Annotated in this window: 12 protein-coding genes and 1 pseudogene; 5 read left to right on the top strand and 8 right to left on the bottom strand. The window is 77.2% G+C overall.

The window, feature by feature from the left end; genetic code table 11:
• Positions 1–14 precede the first annotated feature (14 nt).
• Genes ACI79V_RS03620 through ACI79V_RS03610 form a run of 3 tightly spaced genes read right to left on the bottom strand, consistent with a single transcriptional unit; the run spans position 15 to position 3,054 of the window.
• A complete protein-coding gene (locus ACI79V_RS03620) occupies positions 15–1,187 on the bottom strand; it encodes an NAD(P)/FAD-dependent oxidoreductase (protein ID WP_456886887.1) in 1,173 nt (390 codons plus the stop codon).
• Positions 1,184–2,443: an NAD(P)-binding domain-containing protein gene (locus tag ACI79V_RS03615; RefSeq protein ID WP_456886885.1), complete on the bottom strand. Its 1,260-nt coding sequence runs from the start codon at positions 2,441–2,443 to the stop codon at positions 1,184–1,186. Before ACI79V_RS03615 ends, ACI79V_RS03620 begins: the two co-directional genes overlap by 4 nt.
• Positions 2,444–2,481: 38 nt before the next feature.
• Positions 2,482–3,054 (bottom strand): OsmC family protein, encoded by a 573-nt coding sequence (locus tag ACI79V_RS03610; RefSeq protein ID WP_456886883.1) that lies wholly within the window; start codon positions 3,052–3,054, stop codon positions 2,482–2,484.
• A 302-nt stretch (positions 3,055–3,356) separates the two neighbouring features.
• Between ACI79V_RS03610 and ACI79V_RS03605 the strand changes: the two genes are divergently transcribed.
• Entirely contained in the window at positions 3,357–3,824 is a 468-nt protein-coding gene (locus tag ACI79V_RS03605) for a hypothetical protein (RefSeq protein ID WP_456887201.1), read from the top strand.
• A 369-nt stretch (positions 3,825–4,193) separates the two neighbouring features.
• Here ACI79V_RS03605 and ACI79V_RS03600 read toward each other — a convergent pair.
• A pseudogene (locus tag ACI79V_RS03600) lies at positions 4,194–5,165 on the bottom strand (flavin-containing monooxygenase); the annotation flags it as partial.
• A 137-nt stretch (positions 5,166–5,302) separates the two neighbouring features.
• Between ACI79V_RS03600 and ACI79V_RS03595 the strand changes: the two are divergent.
• Positions 5,303–6,475: a helix-turn-helix transcriptional regulator gene (locus tag ACI79V_RS03595; RefSeq protein WP_456886881.1), complete on the top strand. Its 1,173-nt coding sequence runs from the start codon at positions 5,303–5,305 to the stop codon at positions 6,473–6,475.
• Here the strand turns inward: ACI79V_RS03595 and ACI79V_RS03590 are convergent.
• A complete protein-coding gene (locus ACI79V_RS03590; RefSeq protein WP_456886880.1) occupies positions 6,416–8,572 on the bottom strand; it encodes a SpoIIE family protein phosphatase in 2,157 nt (718 codons plus the stop codon). The two genes, ACI79V_RS03595 and ACI79V_RS03590, sit on opposite strands and share 60 nt — an antisense overlap.
• A 537-nt stretch (positions 8,573–9,109) precedes the next feature.
• On the opposite strand from ACI79V_RS03590, the gene ACI79V_RS03585 reads away from it, so the two are divergent.
• The gene (locus ACI79V_RS03585; protein ID WP_456886879.1) at positions 9,110–12,019 is read left to right on the top strand and encodes a SpoIIE family protein phosphatase; all 2,910 of its coding nucleotides are present in this window, start codon (positions 9,110–9,112) and stop codon (positions 12,017–12,019) included.
• Here ACI79V_RS03585 and ACI79V_RS03580 read toward each other — a convergent pair.
• Positions 11,979–12,707, bottom strand: coding sequence for an ATP-binding protein (locus tag ACI79V_RS03580; protein ID WP_456886877.1), 729 nt, complete (start codon positions 12,705–12,707; stop codon positions 11,979–11,981). The genes ACI79V_RS03585 and ACI79V_RS03580 overlap by 41 nt on opposite strands.
• A 293-nt stretch (positions 12,708–13,000) precedes the next feature.
• On the opposite strand from ACI79V_RS03580, the gene ACI79V_RS03575 reads away from it, so the two are divergent.
• Positions 13,001–13,483, top strand: a complete 483-nt coding sequence (locus ACI79V_RS03575; protein WP_456886875.1) for a cupin domain-containing protein — start codon at positions 13,001–13,003, stop codon at positions 13,481–13,483.
• A 203-nt stretch (positions 13,484–13,686) separates the two neighbouring features.
• Here the strand turns inward: ACI79V_RS03575 and ACI79V_RS03570 are convergent, their stop codons facing one another.
• On the bottom strand, positions 13,687–14,730 hold the full coding sequence (locus tag ACI79V_RS03570) for an alpha/beta fold hydrolase (RefSeq protein WP_456886873.1): 1,044 nt from the start codon (positions 14,728–14,730) through the stop codon (positions 13,687–13,689).
• 61 nt (positions 14,731–14,791) lie between these two features.
• On the opposite strand from ACI79V_RS03570, the gene ACI79V_RS03565 reads away from it, so the two are divergent.
• Positions 14,792–15,247, top strand: coding sequence for a hypothetical protein (locus ACI79V_RS03565; RefSeq protein ID WP_456886872.1), 456 nt, complete (start codon positions 14,792–14,794; stop codon positions 15,245–15,247).
• 187 nt (positions 15,248–15,434) lie between these two features.
• On the opposite strand, the gene ACI79V_RS03560 is transcribed toward ACI79V_RS03565, so the two are convergent.
• On the bottom strand, positions 15,435–15,881 hold the full coding sequence (locus tag ACI79V_RS03560) for a zinc-binding dehydrogenase (protein ID WP_456886870.1): 447 nt from the start codon (positions 15,879–15,881) through the stop codon (positions 15,435–15,437).
• Positions 15,882–15,958: the final 77 nt, after the last annotated feature.

Raw genomic sequence — 15,958 nt, 5'->3', positions numbered from 1 at the left:
GGCTGCGGGGGTCCTCATGCGACGGCCGTGGCAGGAGGCCGGTCGAGGGCCAGCAGGGCGTCGATCTCGTCGCTCATCGCGGCGCTGAGCTCCCGCAGCAGCCGGCGCAGCTCCTCCTCGGTCCAGTCGTGGGCGGCGACCCGCTCGGTGACGGTGAACAGGGCGTCGGAGAGCCGGTCGCGCTGCGACTGGAACGCCGCGAGGGCGGCCGCCTCCGGCACCCGGCCGGACAGGGCGTCGGTCAGGGCGAGGGCCAGCAGCTCGGCGTCGCGGAGGGCGTCGCTCATCCCGTGGGTGCTCAGCGGGTCCTTGAAGTACCCCGCGTCGCCGACCAGCGCCCAGCCCGGGCCGCCGGCGCGGCGGAGGAACCCGGGGACGCCGCCGAAGCCGCGCAGCCGGCCCACCGGCCGCGCCGCCGCCACCCGCTCGGCGGCCGCGGGGGAGACCGCGGTCAGCAGCGCGCCGAAGCGGTCGGCCGCCGTGCCCGGCAGCTCCCGGAAGCGCTGCGCCGACGTCCCGGCGAAGACGCAGACCAGGCCGTCCTCGGTGGGGATGAGGCCGGCCGAGGCGCGGTGCCCGTAGAACCACTCGTAGCCGTCGGCGGGGAGGCCGGCGAGGTAGCCGTACACCACCCCCGAGGCGCCGCGGCCCTGCCGGTCGACGGGCGCGCCGGCCCAGCGGGCGACGGCGGAGCGGACCCCGTCGGCGCCCACGGTGATGCCGGCCGGCACCTCGAACCGGGCGCCGTCGCGGTCCTCGCCGTGCACGCCGGTGACCCGGCCCCGGGCGTCGCGGAGCAGGCCGGTGACCCGCACCCCGTGCCGGACCTCGGCCCCGGCCTCCACCGCGGCGTCGACCAGCAGCGCGTCGAGGGTCGTGCGCCGCGGGGCGTAGAGCGCGTCGACGCCGGCCGCCGGCCGCAGCGTGATGCGGGTGTCCCCGCTCAGGTGGTGGAAGGTGGTCGTGCGCACCGGCGGGACGCCCGCCGACACCAGCCGGCCGAGCAGGCCCCAGCGGTTGAGCTGCACCACGCCGGTCCGCATGAGGGCGTGGGTGGAGACGGTGTCGCTGCCGTACGCGCCGCGGTCCAGGACGAGGACGCGCAGCCCCCGCCGGGCCAGGTGCAGCGCCGTCGAGGCGCCGGCCACGCGCCCGCCGACGACCACGACGTCGTGGCGGGCGCTCACGACCGGCCCCGCAGGGGCACGCCGGCGCGGCGCCGGGCGGGACGGACGGCGTCCAGGTGCGCGGCGACCAGGGCCGCGTCGTGCCGGGAGCCGCCGACGGAGGTGCTGTTGCGGCGGGTCTGGAAGCGCTGGCCGACGGTGAACAGCCCGGGCAGCGGCGTGGTGCCGTACCGCTGCCGCACCTGCCCCGTCCCGTCCAGCGCCGCGGCGGGCAGCCAGCGGTGGTCGCAGCGGTAGCCGGTCGCCCAGACGACGGTGCCCACTCCCGCTGCGGCGAGGTCGAGCCGCGCCGGGCCGTCGTCGAGGGCGAGCGGCGCCGGAGGGTCGGGCTCGCCAACCTCGCGGTCGAGGCCGGTGGCCGCCGCGTACCCGTCGAGGCGCTGCAGCAGGCGGCGCAGCCGGTCGTCCGCGACGGCGACGGTGCCGGCGAGCGAGCGGTCGAAGGAGACGACCGCGCCGTCCGCCGCGGTGAGCCGGCCGGCCACCCGCACCCCCGCGGCGCGCACCGTCCCCAGGTCCAGGTCGGCGGCGTCGGGGCGGCCGACCAGCTGCAGGGAGGGCTCGCGGCGGGCGCGCACCGGCACCTCGTCGACGCCGCGGTCGAGCGTCCCGACCGCCTCGAGCCACCACAGGACGTCCATCCCGCGGTAGCGGCGCGGCAGCCGGGTGTGCGACCCGGTCGCGAGCACCACCTCGCGGCCGGCGCGGGCGAGCTCGTCGGCGATCTGCAGACCCGAGGCGGAGGCGCCGACGACCAGGACGCCGCCGGGCGGCAGCTGCCCGGGGTTGCGGTAGGCCGCCGCCGGGACCTGGACGACCGACCGGGACAGGCCGGCCGCGACCGCCGGGACGGCGGGCACGTCGCAGGCGCCGGTGGCGACGACGACGTTGGCGGCCCGCCAGGTGTCCCCGCCGGTGACCACCCGGAAGCCGTCGTCGGCGGCCTCCACGGCGAGGACCGGGGTGTCCTCCACGACCGGCAGCTCGAAGGCGGTCGCGTAGCGGTCCAGCAGCTCGGCGAGCTCGGCCGCCGTCATGTACCCGTCCGGGTCCGGGCCGCCGTACTCGTAGCCCGGCAGCCGGGTCATCCAGTTGGGGGTGAGCAGGCGCAGCGAGTCCCAGCGCTCGCTGCGCCACCGCTCGGCGGTCCGGCCGCGGTCGAGGACGACGTGGTCCCGTCCGCGCGCGGTCAGGTGGGCGCTCATCGCCAGCCCGGCGTGGCCGGCCCCGACCACGACGGTGTCGACGGCGTTCATGGTCCTGTCCTCCCTCGGTCGCGGCCGGCCCGGGCGGGTCAGGCGGTGGCGACGTCGACGTGCACCGGCACGCCGTTGGTGAGGACGTCGTAGACGGCCGACCGGCGGCGGGACTGCTCGACGAGCTCGCGCAGCTGCTCCTCGGGGGCGTCGCCGCGGACGTCGAAGTGGACGCGGATGGCCGAGTAGCCGTTCCGGACCTCGTCGGAGGTCCCGAGGATGCCGCGCAGGTCGATGTCGCCCTCGACGGTCGAGGTCACCTCGGACAGGTCGATGCCGCGGGCCGAGGCGATGTTGACCAGGCCGGCGGTCAGGCAGGCGGCGATCGCGTGCAGCAGGAACTCGACCGGGGTGGGGCCGTTGTCCTGGCCGACGAGCACCGCGGGGTGGTCGGCGTCGCAGGTGTGCTCCTGATCGTGGGTCATCTCCTGCATCGCGCCGTAGAACCCGGAGAGGGTGCTGCGGCTGTGCGTGCCGGCGACCCAGCGGTTGTCGGCGCGGAAGCGGAAGCGGGCGATCTCCGGGGTGCCCTTCACCGCGTCGATCGTGGCGAACAGGGTCGGCACGTCCACGCCGTTGCGGGCCGGGCGGGCGGTCTCGGTGGTGGTCATGTCGGATGTGCTCCTCGGTGTCGGGAGGCCCGGGTGGCCTCACGCCGAGGAAGTTAGGAACGGCGCCTTCCACCGTCCTTCCGCGAGCAGGAGGCCGGGGAAGGTCACCGGAAGACCGGTCCCCAGCCGGGCACCTCCGCGGAGGTGCACGCCCGCCGGTCGCGGACCGGACGGACGCGGGGGCTGACCGTGCGTAGGCGCCGGGCACCGACCGTCCTGACGCGCTCGGGACGACGGCTGCGGAGGCCGCGGCGGTCGTCGACGGCCCCCCACGGCGGTGCCGGGAGGCCACGGTGTCGGCCATGACACGGGACCGCAGCCTGCTCTGGACCGGGGCGCTGGCCGGGTACGCGGCCAGCCGGACCATGGACGCCGTCACGACCTGGTTCCACGGCCGGCAGAGCGAGGCGTCGAGGAAGCGCGAGCAGGAGATCGCCCCCGGGGGGATGCTGGTCCAGCTGGGCACACAGCTCGGCCGCGCCACGGGTCGCGACGTCGACGAGGCGACGGCGGGCCGGGTCGGGCTGGCCGTGCACCGCACGTTCGGCGTGACCTACGGGGTCATCGCGGCGGCCCTGGTGCGGCGGGGGGTGCAACCGATGGTCGCCGGCCCGCTGGTCGGGGCCGGGGCCTTCCTGCTGGTCGACGAGGGCACGTCGCTGTCGACGATGACCGCCTACCCGCTGGTGAGCCACGTCCGCGGCGTGGTCGGCCACGCGACGGTCGGGACGGTGATCGGGGTCCTGCTCCGGCTGACCAGCCGGTCCTGAGGCGGATCCCCGGCGTCGACCGTTCCCGGCAGACCTGCGCGCGCCGGCCGTCGGGGTCCGCGCACGAGGAGACCACGTCCCGCGCGACGTCGTCCTCGTCCACCGGGGCGCCGTCCGACGGCCCCTGCCCCGGGCCCGGTCTGCAGCGGCCTCCGGGTCAGCGCCGCGGCGACACCTCGCGGAGGACCGCCGCTGCGGCCGCGGTGGCCCGGGGACCCGCGGCCGCCAGCAGGCCGGGGCGCATGCCGAAGTTGACGAAGCGCAGCCCGGGCAGCGCCGGTCGGGCGTCGAGGGCCCGGGGGACGCCGTGCCCGTCCAGGACGCCGAGGTGGCCGACGAGGGGTCCAGGTCGGGGCGGAAGCCGGTGGCGGCGACGACGGCGTCCACCTGCTCGGTCCGTCCGCCGGCCAGGTGCGCGCCGTCCTCGCCGAGGCGCTCCACCGCCGGCACCACGGTGATCCGTCCGGCACGGAGGTCCCTGACGACGGCACGGTCGACGACGGTCGGACCGGCGTCCCCCGGCCGGCGCATCCGGGTGAACGGCCCATCGGCGGGCACCGGCAGGCCGACGCCCCGCAGATCCCCCAGCGTGAGCCGCCGCACCTGGTTCGCCACCGCGTCGGCGCGGCGCGGCGGCAGCCTGCACAGCAGGTGGACCACCGGGTCGCCGGGCAGGCCCCCGACGGACCGGGGCAGCACGTTGGGCGGTGTCCGGACCGACAGCAGCACCCGCCGGGCTCCACCCGCGGCAAGGTCGTGGGCCACCTCCATCCCGGACGAGCCGGCGCCGACCACCAGCACGCTCCGGCCTCGGTAGGGGGTCGCGTCGACGTAGTCGGCCGAGTGCACGACCGGCGGACCCGGCGGGGTCGTCAGCTCGTCGGGCAGGACGGGCCGGGCCAGCAGGCCGGTCGCTACGACCACCTGGGTCGCGGTCACCGGCCCCGTGGTGGTGGTGACGGTCCAGCGGCCGTCGGCCCGGTCCAGCCGGAGGGCCCGGACGCCGGTGCGCAGGTCGATGCCGTGGTGGACGCGGTAGGCCGCCAGGTAGGCGACCACGTCGTCGCGCCGGGGGAAGACGGGCACCCCGTGCGGGTAGCGCAGGCCGGGCAGGGTCGACCAGGCCCGCCCGCTGTTGAGCCGCAGGGACCGGTAGCGGCTGCGCCAGGCGGCGCCGGCCGCGCTGCCTCGCTCGAGGACCACGGTGGGGACCGCACGACGGGTCAGGGCGGCCGCGACGGCCAGGCCGGTGGCCCCGCCGCCGATCACCACCACGGTCGTGCGCGTCCCGGGCCCGTCGTGCCGGTCCGGTACCGGTGGGGTCGCGGTGTCGGTGGACATGTCCCCTCCTCGCGGTATGCCGGGGTCAGCCTCGGCGGTCGGGCGGCCGTGTTCCACCCCGCAGCCGGGGGGTCTTCGGCGCCGCCGGGTCGCCCGACGGGGGTGACAGCAGCCCCCGGCAGGTGGACCGTGGGGGGATGAGCGCGGCCCCGCCGGCGGCGCCGTCGCCGTCCGCCACCGGTGCGGTCCTGCAGGCCTGCGGCCGGGTCCAGCCGCCGTTGGCCCTGCTCGGCGACGTCGCCCGGGCCGTGCGCCGCTCGGTCCCCCATGCGGCCGCCGGGTGGCTGGTCACGGATCCTGACACGCTGCTGGGGACGGCGATCCTGGCCGACGGCGTCGACCCGGTCCTGCAGCGCCGGTTGATCGAGCACGAGTGGTGCAGCGACGACGTGAACCGCTTCGTGGCGCTGGCGCACCGGCGCCGCCCGGTGTCGCGGCTCAGCGCGGCCACGCACGGGGACCTGGGCCGCAGCGCCCGCTACCGCGCCCTCTACGCGCCGCAGGGGTTCGGGGACGAGTTGCGCGCCGTGTTCCGCGCGGGAGGGCAGTGCTGGGGTGCGGTCTGCCTCACCCGCGGTGCGGACGCGCCGCCGTTCGCCGTGGCCGACGAGGTGCTGCTGGCGCGCGTGGCCGGGCACGTGGGGGCGGCCCTGCGGACCTCGCTCGCCGTCCGGGACGCCGACCGACCGGGTGAGCCTCCGGAGGCGCCCGGGGTCGTACTCCTCGACCGAGGGGACGTCCACGCGGTCACCGGCCCGGCCGAGCGGTGGCTGGCCGAACTGCCGGTGGAGGAGCTGCCGCTGCCGAGCGTCGTCTACGCCGTCGCCGCACGGGCCCGGCGGCTGGCCGCCGGTGGGGACGCCGGCCGTCCGGCGCGCGCGCAGGTCCGCGGCCGCAGCGGGCGGCACCTCAGCGTGCACGCTGCGTGCCTGGACCCCCCGGATGGCGGTACCGAACGGGTGGCGGTGGTCCTCGAGCCCGCCCGGCGCAGCGAGGTCGCGCCGCTCATCTGCGCCCTCGCCGAGCTCACCCCTCGCGAGCGCGAGGTGACCCAGCTGCTGCTGCGTGGGGAGGCCACCGCCGACATCGCCCATGCCCTGTGGATCTCCCCACACACGCTGCGCGGGCACGTCGCATCCGTCTTCGCCAAGCTGGGGGTGCACAGCCGGCCGGAGCTGTGCGCGCTGCTTGCCGAACAGCACGAGGCCAGGCTCCTCGCCGGCCGGGACCCGGCCGGGGACGAACGCAGGTCACGAGGGGAACCGGGTCGGCTCACCGTCGGCCGCGTCGGGCTCGACGCCGACCGGTGAGGGAACGGCACCGACCGCGGCGGAGGAGCCGGGTCGCACGGCGGACGCGCCGGGGGCGAGGTCCAGCGCGGACGGCTGCAGCCGCAGGCAGATGAGGACGACGTCGTCGTGCAGCTGCTGGCCGCCGGTCAGCTGCTCCATCACCGCGTCGCACCAGGCCTGCGGGGAGGCGCCGTCGAGGCGGCCGGCGACCGACGCCAGTCGGTCCAGGCCCGCGTCGAGGTCGGCGTCGCGGCGCTCGACGAGGCCGTCGGAGTACCACAGCAGCATGGAGCCGGGTGGGACGTCGACGGTGGCCTCCGGGCGCGGCTCGCTGGCGGCGGCGAGCGGCCGGGACCGCCCGCCGGTGAGGAACTGCGCGTGGTGGTCGCTGACCAGCAGCGGCGGCGGGTGGCCCGCGCACGCGTACTGCAGCCGGCCGGTGGCGGGGTCGTACTCGCCGTAGCCGATCGTGGTGAGCCCCGCGCCCGGGATCGTCCACGACGCCCGGTCGAGCGCGTCGAGGACCGCGGCCGGGCCGTCGTGCGGCGCGGCGGCCAGGACGCTCAGCGCCGAGTGGAGCCGCCCCATCGCGGCGGCGGCGCGCAGGTCGTGGCCGACGACGTCGCCGACGGCGAACCCGACCCGGCCGCCGGACAGCGCGAACGCGTCGTACCAGTCGCCACCGATGTCGTGGTGCTCGTCGGCCGGGCGGTAGCAGCCCGCGAACCCCGCCCCGGGCAGCTCGCCGGGCACGACGGGCAGGAGGGACTGCTGCAGCTGGTGGGCCACCTCCCGCTCCTCCTCGTACAGCCGCGCCCGGTGCAGCGCGGGGGCCATGAGCCCGGCGAGCGTGCGGGACATCGCGACGACGTCGTCGTCGATCGCGTGCTCGTCCGTGAACCGGAACTCCAGTGCCCCGAACGTCGTGCCGGACACCCGGGCCGGGACCGCGAGCGCGGCGGGAGCCCAGACGCGGACCGGGGCGTGGCGTCGGGCGGCGGTCGTCAGCGGTGACGGGTCGTCCAGCGGCACGTCGGTGACGCCCGGCCCGGCCGTGGTCCAGACCCGCAGCCGGGAGCCGTCCCGGTCGGCCACCCCGACGGCGCCGGAGTCGGCGAGCAGGCCGATGCCGGAGCGGACGAGCACCTCGGCGATGGCGTCGGTGGTCGCGGCGGTCCCCAGCCCGGCGGTCACGGTCTGGAGGGCCTCCACCCGGCGCCGCGCGGCGGTCTCCCGCCGGGACACCGACCGGGCGCGGTCCCGCTCGGCGATCTCCACGGCCAGCAACCAGGCGCCGAGGACGGCCACGGCGATGAACAGCTGCAGGAGGGCGGCCTCCATCCGCGGTGTGTCGCTCAGCGGTGCCCACGGGCCGCGCCCGACCACGGTCATGACGTTGGCGGTGACCGCGACCACCAGGCCGGCCTCGGTGACGACGGCGACGCCGTGCCGGACGGCCAACCAGAAGAGCCAGGGGATCGTCAGGTACGCCAGCGGGAGGACCACCGGCCAGAAGACGGCCACCGTCACCCCGGCGGTGCCCAGCAGGAGCAGTGCGCGCCGGACCGGACCGGGGGCGCCGGGCCGGCCGCGGTCCAGCCGCCAGGTCAGCACGGCGCCGCCCACGACCAGCACCCCCAGCCCGTCGCCGGCCCAGAACGGCACCAGGCCGTCGAGCACCGTGGGCCCCTGCGAGAGGCGGATGGTCAGCGAGCCGATCACCCCGCCCACGAGCGGGCCGGCCACCACGCCGCAGGCCAGGAAGGCCCCGAGGTCGCGACGACGGCTCAGGTCCGGGTCCGGGGCGAACCGGCGGAACAGGGTGGCGCCGACGAGGGGCTCGGCGGTGTTGGCCAGCGCGAACCCCCAGGCCGCGACCGGGCCGATGCCCTGGGTCCGGTCGACGGCCACCTCGACCAGCGCGGCGGTGGCCAGGACCCACGGCCACCGCCGCCGGTCGGTGAGCACCAGGGCGGAGAAGGTCACCCCGGCCGGCAGGAACAGGACCGCACCCGTGCTCGACGACTCGAACAGCAGGAAGGACGTCAGCGACCCGGCGGCATACCCGGCGGCGACGAGCAGCACCAGCCGCCAGGGCACGGGCACGCGCGTCATCCTGACCTCCGGCGCCACGACACGGCCGGGACACCCTGCGGGGGACGGCGGTGCAGCCGGCTGTGCCGGTGCGGCTCCGGAACGGGCGGGTCACTCCCCGAGCGGCGGCTCAGCGGCGGGCGTTTCCGACCGCCGAGCCCGGGTAGGTCCGCGGTGCCACCTGCGACCGCCCCACACCGTTGCGCTGCCGACCGCCAGGCCGGCGTCGCGCGGTGCCCGCCCAGGACGACCACTGCTGACCGTAGGCGCAGTCTAGGCGCGCTGGTCGCGCGCCCACCAGGGCTGCGGAAGCTCCTCGCGGCGGCCGTCGGAGACGTCCTGCACCGACCGTCGCGGGGTCGGACGAGGAGCCCAACGGTGGCAGAGCACGATCCCGGAGCACACAGGACCGTCGCGCACGTCCCGCCGGAGCCCGGCCCCGGTGCCACCGTCGATCCTGCCGGGGTCCGCGAGGAGGGCGGACCGGCCGGTGGGCCCGACGGGGCCGCACAGACAGCCCGCCGCGCCGCCGAGGCGAACGCGGCCCGGATGCGGGCGATGGTCGCCGGACTCAACGCGATCGTGTGGGAGCGCGACCCGGTGACCTGGCGCTTCCGGTTCGTCAACGCCCGGGCCGAGGAGGTGCTGGGCTACCCGGTCCGGCAGTGGCTGGACGAACCCGGCCTCTGGCAGCGGATCCTCCACCCGGACGACGCCGACGAGGTGCTCGCCGCCGTGCGCGCCGCCATCGCCGACGGCGAGGACCTGTCCCTCACGTACCGGGTCCGGGCCGCCGACGGGCGGTGGGTGTGGCTGCAGCACCTGGCGCACGTCGCCCGCGACGGGAGCGGGACCGCGACCGCCCTGCACTCGGTCCTCGTGGACGTCACCGACTCGAAGCGCCGTGAGCGGGCCGCGGAGCTGCTCGCCGCGGCCGGCCGGGTGCTCGCCGGTCCCGGCAGCGTGGAGGAACGGCTCGCGACGGTCACCGGCCTGCTGGTGCCCGACCTGGCCGACTGGGCCGCGGTGTGGTTGCGCGGCGACGACGAGCGGTACCGGCCGGTGGCGGTCGCCCCCGCCGGTCTGGCGGGCCCGGTCCGCGCCCTGGGGTCGGTGCGGGTGCCCGACGAGTTCGCCGCCGAGCTCCGCAGCGGCCAGGCGTTCACCGTCCCCGAGGTCACGGATCAGCTGCTCCGCGCCGCGACGACCGACGAGTCCCAGTTCGCCGCCCTCAGCGCGCTCGGCGGCGTCAGCTGGCTCACCGCGCCACTGGTCGACGGCGGCGCCGTGGTCGGACTGCTCACCCTGACCGCGCGGGTCCCGGGCCGGTACGACCGAGCCGACGTCGCGCTCGGCGCCGACCTGGGTCAGCGCCTGGCGACGATGGTGGCCGCCGAGCGCCTGGCCGCCCGGCGACGGCAGCTGCACGAGATCACCGTGGCGCTCTCGGCAGCCGGCACGGTGGCCGAGGCGGCGGCCGCCCTCACCACCGGGCTCCGCGACGTGCTCGGCGCCTCCGCCGTCGCCGTCTGCACGCTCGGCGACGACGGGCTGCTGCACACGATCGACGTCGTCGGCGCCCCGGCCGGGCGCTGGGATCCCTACACCACCATCCGGCTGACGCCGTCGTCGCCGCTCGGCGACGCCGCGCTCACCCGCCGGCCGGTCTGGCTGCCCGACCGGGCCACCGTGGTCGACCGCTATCCCGCCGTGGCCGACAGCATGTCCGACCACACCCAGGGCGTCGCCGCGCTGCCGCTGCTCGTCGGCGACCGGCTGGTCGGTGCGCTCGCCGTCACCTTCCGGGCGCCGAGGCCCTTCGACCACGACGAGCGCGGGTTCCTGCTCGGCGTCGCCGACCAGGTGGCGGTCGCGTTCGAGCGCGCCGCACTGGCCGACGTGCGGCGGGTGATGGCCGAGACGCTGCAGCGCAGCCTGCTGCCCGGTCGGCTCCCGGTGCTGGACCGGCTGGCGGTCACCGCCCGCTACCTGCCCGCGGTGCAGGGCACCTCCGCCGGTGGGGACTGGTACGACGTCCTGCCGCTGCCCGGCGGTGCGGTCGCGGTCGCCGTCGGGGACGTCGTCGGCAACGGCGCCCCGGCTGCGGCCGTGATGGGCCAGCTGCGCAGCGCGCTGGCCGGCCTGCTGCTCGCGGGACTCCCACCCGCGCGGGCGCTGGACGTCCTGGACCGCTTCGCCGGCCACGTCGCCGGGGCGCGGGTGAGCACCGTCGCCTGCCTGCGGCTGGAGCCGGACACCGGCCGGCTCGCCTACAGCTGCGCCGGTCACCCCCCGCCGCTGCTGGCCGACGGCGGCGGGGTCACCGGCCGCTCCGACTACCTCGACGGCGGGCTGGGCCCGGCGCTGGGCCTGCCGCCCTCCGGACCCCGCCGGGAGGCGACCCGCACCCTGTCGCCGGGAGCGACGCTGGTGCTCTACACCGACGGGCTGGTCGAGCGGCGCGGCGCCACTCTCGACGACGGGCTCGACCGGCTCGCAGCCGCCGTCACCGCCCGGCGGTCGGATCCGCTGCCGGCACTCGTCGACGGCGTCCTCGGTGACCTCGTCGACGGGAACGGCAGCAACGACGACGTCGCGGTCGTCGCGGTCCGGCTCCTGCCCGCGCCGCTGCGGCTGGACCTGCCCGCCGAGCCCGTGCGGCTGGCGCAGGTGCGCCGGGCGGTGCGGCGCTGGGCCCTCGACGCGCGCCTGCCCGCCGGTGCGGTCGAGGACCTCCTGCTGACCGTCGGCGAGGCGACCGGGAACGCCGCCGAGCACGCCTACCGCGACGCGGACGGCCCCGGCCGGGTCGTCGTCGAGCTCGGCCTCGACGGCGCCGGCGCCGGCGTCGCGGTCTCGGTCGCCGACACCGGCACCTGGCGCCGGCCCCCGGCCGACCCCGGCTCCCGCGGCCGCGGACTGCAGATCGTCTCCGTCCTCGCCGACGACGTGGACCTCTCCGCCGGGCCCGCCGGCACCACGCTCCGGTTCCGGGTCCCCCTCGCTCCGCGACCGGAGGCACCCCGCCGCCGGGCCGCCGTGGAGGAGGTCCGCGTGGTGCAGCGGCCCGACGAGCAGCCGGCCGCGATGGAGGTCACCGACGTCCAGGGCCGCCGGTGCCTCGCGCTGGCCGGGGACCTGGACCTCGCCGGGACCCGCGCGATCCGGGAGCGCCTCCTGGCCGAACTGGCCGACTCCCGCCCGGTCACCGTCGACCTCACCCGGCTGGGCTGGATCACCAGTGTCGGCGCCGGACTGCTGCTCGAGGTCGCCGACCGCGCCGGGATCCACGGCGACCTGGACTTCCTGCTCCCGGCGACCGGACCGGCCCGGCGGATGCTCGACCTCACGGGACTCGCCCCGGCGCTCCGGACCGGAGCGGCCGGCCCGCGGCCGCACCGACCGCGGCCCGTCGGCCAGGGGAGGGTCAGCGCGCGCGGGGTCCGGCCGCCGGGCGGGGCGCGGTGATGACCGTCCAGCGCGCCCGCTCGGCCTCCAGGCGGGCCCGCCTGGCCGCGCTCCGGAACCGGCGCGCGACGTCGGTCCGACCGGCCGAGTCCGCCTGTCCGGCCAGCGTCTCGAGGGTCCTGGCGGCCTCGACCGCCGTCTCGGCGAGGTCCTCGGCCAGGCGGACGGCCCGCTCGGTGGCCCGGTCGACCCGGTCGGTCCGGAGCAGCTCGAGGTAGGGCACCCGCGCCCAGACGACCTTGCCGTCGTCCTCGGCGACCCAGCCGTGCGCGCCGCACACCCGTGCCACCAGGGACAGGCCCGTGCCGCCGTGCGCGGGGTCCCGCCCGATCGCCGGGACCGGCGGCAGGTCGGTGGCGGTGTCGCTCACGGCCACCAGCCAGCCGAGCCGCGGCGCGGTGACCGTGACACCCACCGGCGGGCGGCCGTGCCGCAGCGCGTTGGACACCAGTTCCTCGGTGACCAGCAGCAGCCGCTCGCCGCCGTCGCACCCCGCCGGCAGCCCGCCGTCGTCGATGGCCGAGCGCAGGCGGCGGCGCAGACCGGCCAGCGCCGCAGGGGTGTCCGGCTGCTCGGGCCACGTCGCCGGCCGGCCGGGCCAGGGTGCCGGAGGTGGGCGCCGCGCCCACACGCTCGTCCCCGCCCGCGCCACACCCCCGGTGCCGAGTGGCGGTCGCTGGTCGTCCACGGGAAGGCCCCTCGGCTCGAGCCGGACGGCGGTCGTCGCGGGAGGAGGGAGTCCTCCCGGCGCCCGGAGCCGCCTGCTCGGCCCTGGTCGACCGGACCAGTCTGGCACCAGGACGCGGCCGCGCGTCTCCGTCGGGCGTCCGCGGGGACCCACTCGCGCCGCTGCCCGCCGCTCGGCGGCACTTCCGGAACGTCAGCGGACACGTTGACGTCGGCTGAGCCGAGCCCTAGCAACACCAGAGGCTGTCCGACGCCGTGGCGAGGGAGCGTCCCCTCGGGATCGGGGGGCGAGGCATGACGGTCAAGGTCCTCCGGGCGGGCGAGGGCGAGCTGCTCGGCCCGCCTGACGGTGCACGCGACCGGTTCCTCCTCGCCGCGGCCGAGACCGACGGTCGCCTCTCGCTCGTCGAGCACCACGCCCCCGCGGGCACGCTGATCGCACCACTGCACCGTCATCGTCGCGAGGACGAGTTCAGCCTCGTGCTCGAGGGCCGCATGGGTGCGGTCTCGGACGGCGAGGAGGTGGTCGCGGAGGTCGGCGACCTGGTGTGGAAGCCGCGCGGTGCCTGGCACACGTTCTGGAACGCGGGCGACCGGCCGGTGCGGGTCCTCGAGGTGATCTCGCCGGGCGGGCTCGAGGAACTGTTCGACGTGCTCGACCGGCTCGACGCGTTCCCGGACCCGGAGGAGCTGGCCCGACTGGCCGAACCGTACGAGGTGGACCTCGACCTCGAGGGCACGCTGGAGGTCCTCGAGCGGCACGGACTCCGCTTCTGACCGCGAGGTCGGCCGGGAGCGTGCGCACCGCATCGTCCGGCGTCCTCCGGTCGCCCCGGGCGGCGCCGGCGCCGTGCCGGGTCCACCCACCGTCGTGGGTCGCCGGGCGTGCGCAGGCACGTCCTGGGGGTCGCAGCATCGTGCAGGATCTCCGGTCATGCCGACTGTCCGCATCACCCAGGACGCCGCTGCCGACGACCTGCTCAGCCGCGACCCGCTCGCCCTGCTGCTCGGGATGCTGTTCGACCAGCACATGTTGCCAGGAGCACAAGCGGCACTCTGAGCGGTGCCGTGTTGGCAGGCACGGCGTTGGCGGGGGATGGGACACCGTCCTCGGCGCCGCCCACCGGGCACGGAGTAGGCGTCGGTGTACTGACTTGTCCAGGCCTGGCCGGCGAGGCCCCGGCCGCCGGCAGCACCATCCGGGTCACCGGGACCGTGCGGTGGCGACGGGCGCACCACCGTCCGAGCGGGTCGAGGGGCGTCCACGCCGCCCCGCCGGCTGCGGCGGGCCACCTGCCGGTCCGTACGGCCTGCACGACGTCGGTGACGGCGTGCGCCGACAGGTCGGCGCCGTGCTCCTCGTCGAGCAGGCCGCCGTGCGAGGCGCCCGCTTCCCGGTGGCTGCTGCTCGTCGACAGCCCGGCCATCTGGCTGTGGGCGTCCGCCCAGTCCGGATCGGTGACGTGTTCAGCGGCGGTGACCACCACCAGCGGCGTGCTGCCGAGGGTGGACAGTGCCTGGGCCTGGGTGAGCAGCGCGGGCAGGGTCGCGGTCTCGTCGACGGTGTTGCGCCAACCGCGGGGGCTGCTGGCGAACGCCGCGTACTGGCCCGCGGCGGGCTCGGGGAGGGCCGACCAGACGGACGTCGGCAGCAGCCGCCCGATGCCCAGGCGCGCCAGGCTGGGCAGCACGGCCACCGCGCCGGGCGGACCGGCGTGGGCCGTTCCGCCCGCGGTCGTCCGGTACGGAGGCGTGGTGTCGAGCAGGACCATCCCGGCGACCTGCTCGGGGTGGCGGGCGGCGTAGGTCATCGTCTGGTCCCCGCCGATGGAGTGCCCGACCAGCACGTACCGGCCGTCCTCGCCGGCGCGGTCCAGCAGGGTGTGCAGGTCGGCGGCGGCCAGCCCGTCCTGCGCCTGCGGTGCGTCCTCGCTCCAGCCCTGGCCGGCACGGTCGTAGGCGCAGACCCGGGCGGTGCCGGCGACGGCCGGCTGGATGCGAGGCCCAGTTCGCCGAGTACTCACCCAGACCGTTCACCAGCACGACGGTCGGGCTTCCGGAGCCGGTGCAGTCCAGGTGCAGCCGGTGACCGCCGACGTCGACGAGCCGACCGGGCATCGGGTGGGCGCGCTGATCGGAGGCCAGGCCGACGGTCTCGACGGCGCCACCCACCGCCGCAGCGGCCATCACCGTCACGACGGGGTAGAGCAACCATCGACCACTGCCCGCCGCCAGGGAGCGGCGCACCTGGACACCCATCCACACGGCGAGGGCGAGCAGCAACGGCGGCCACACCCAGCCGGCGGCGGCCAGCGCCCCGTCCCCGGGGGCGAGGACCAGCAGTCCGGTGCCGGTGACGGCCATCGCGGCCGCCGGGACGAACGCCCAGCGTTGGGGCTGGTCGGTCATCCGTGTCGACAGCACGGCGAGGAGGACCCAGCCGCCGGCGAAACCCAGCAGCGCCGACCCGGTGATGACGTGCTCGCGGGCGCCGGCGAACACCACCAGCGTCAGGACGCCGGCGAGCACCGCCCCCGTTAGCAGCGATCCGGCGATGATCCGACGGGGTGACCCGGTGCGGGACGCGCGGCCGGCCGGGGACACAGCCGCGTCGGCGGTGGTGCGTGCGGCGGCGGACATGTCACGGCCTCCTGGTGGGAGGGGAGCGGGCTGGGACCGATGGCCACCGCCGGCTCGGGCGGTCAGGTCGGGAAGGGGAACCCGGCTGTCAGCGCCGGTGCGACGAGGCCGACGACTCCTCCGTCGACGATGGCGTCGTCTCCGACCCGCCGGTGATGCGGACGACGACGTTGCCGCGCTTGTGCCGGGTGTCGACGTAGCGGTGCGCCGCGGCGATGTCGGCGAGGTCGTAGGTGCGGTCGCGGACCGCCCGGTAGTGACCGGCCTCGGCGAGGTCGACCAGGTCCTCGGCGGTGGCCTGTCCCACGTCCGCGGTGACCAGGTGCCCGGTGCGCCTGCTGCGCAGCGGGGCCAGCAGCAGACCCGGCAGGTCGGTGACCACGAGCAGCAGTGCACCGCCCGACCGGAGCAGGTGGCGGACCCGCTCGTACGGGACGGTGCCGACGCAGTCCACGATCACGTCGTAGGTGGCAGCGTCCGCGGTGAGGTCCTCGGGGGTGTGGTCGATGACCCGCTCCGCACCGAGGGAGACCACCAGCTCCCGGGAGCACCCGGGGGCACGGGGACGGTCGGTGACCCGTGGGCGCGGGCACGCCGAGGGCGGGCCATCCA

Source organism: Geodermatophilus sp. SYSU D00700 (assembly GCF_054050255.1).
The sequence above is the reverse complement of the archived record's forward strand: the minus strand, read 5'-3'. Positions and strand labels throughout refer to the sequence as shown.

What these genes read in the sequence shown, in the direction of transcription:
- ACI79V_RS03615 (WP_456886885.1), bottom strand. Translation starts at nt 2,443, where the DNA reads ATGAACGCCGTCGACACCGTCGTGGTCGGGGCCGGCCACGCCGGGCTG.
- ACI79V_RS03610 (WP_456886883.1), bottom strand. Translation starts at nt 3,054, where the DNA reads ATGACCACCACCGAGACCGCCCGCCCGGCCCGCAACGGCGTGGACGTG.
- ACI79V_RS03605 (WP_456887201.1), top strand. Translation starts at nt 3,357, where the DNA reads ATGACACGGGACCGCAGCCTGCTCTGGACCGGGGCGCTGGCCGGGTAC.
- ACI79V_RS03595 (WP_456886881.1), top strand. Translation starts at nt 5,303, where the DNA reads ATGAGCGCGGCCCCGCCGGCGGCGCCGTCGCCGTCCGCCACCGGTGCG.
- ACI79V_RS03590 (WP_456886880.1), bottom strand. Translation starts at nt 8,572, where the DNA reads ATGACGCGCGTGCCCGTGCCCTGGCGGCTGGTGCTGCTCGTCGCCGCC.
- ACI79V_RS03585 (WP_456886879.1), top strand. Translation starts at nt 9,110, where the DNA reads ATGGTCGCCGGACTCAACGCGATCGTGTGGGAGCGCGACCCGGTGACC.
- ACI79V_RS03575 (WP_456886875.1), top strand. Translation starts at nt 13,001, where the DNA reads ATGACGGTCAAGGTCCTCCGGGCGGGCGAGGGCGAGCTGCTCGGCCCG.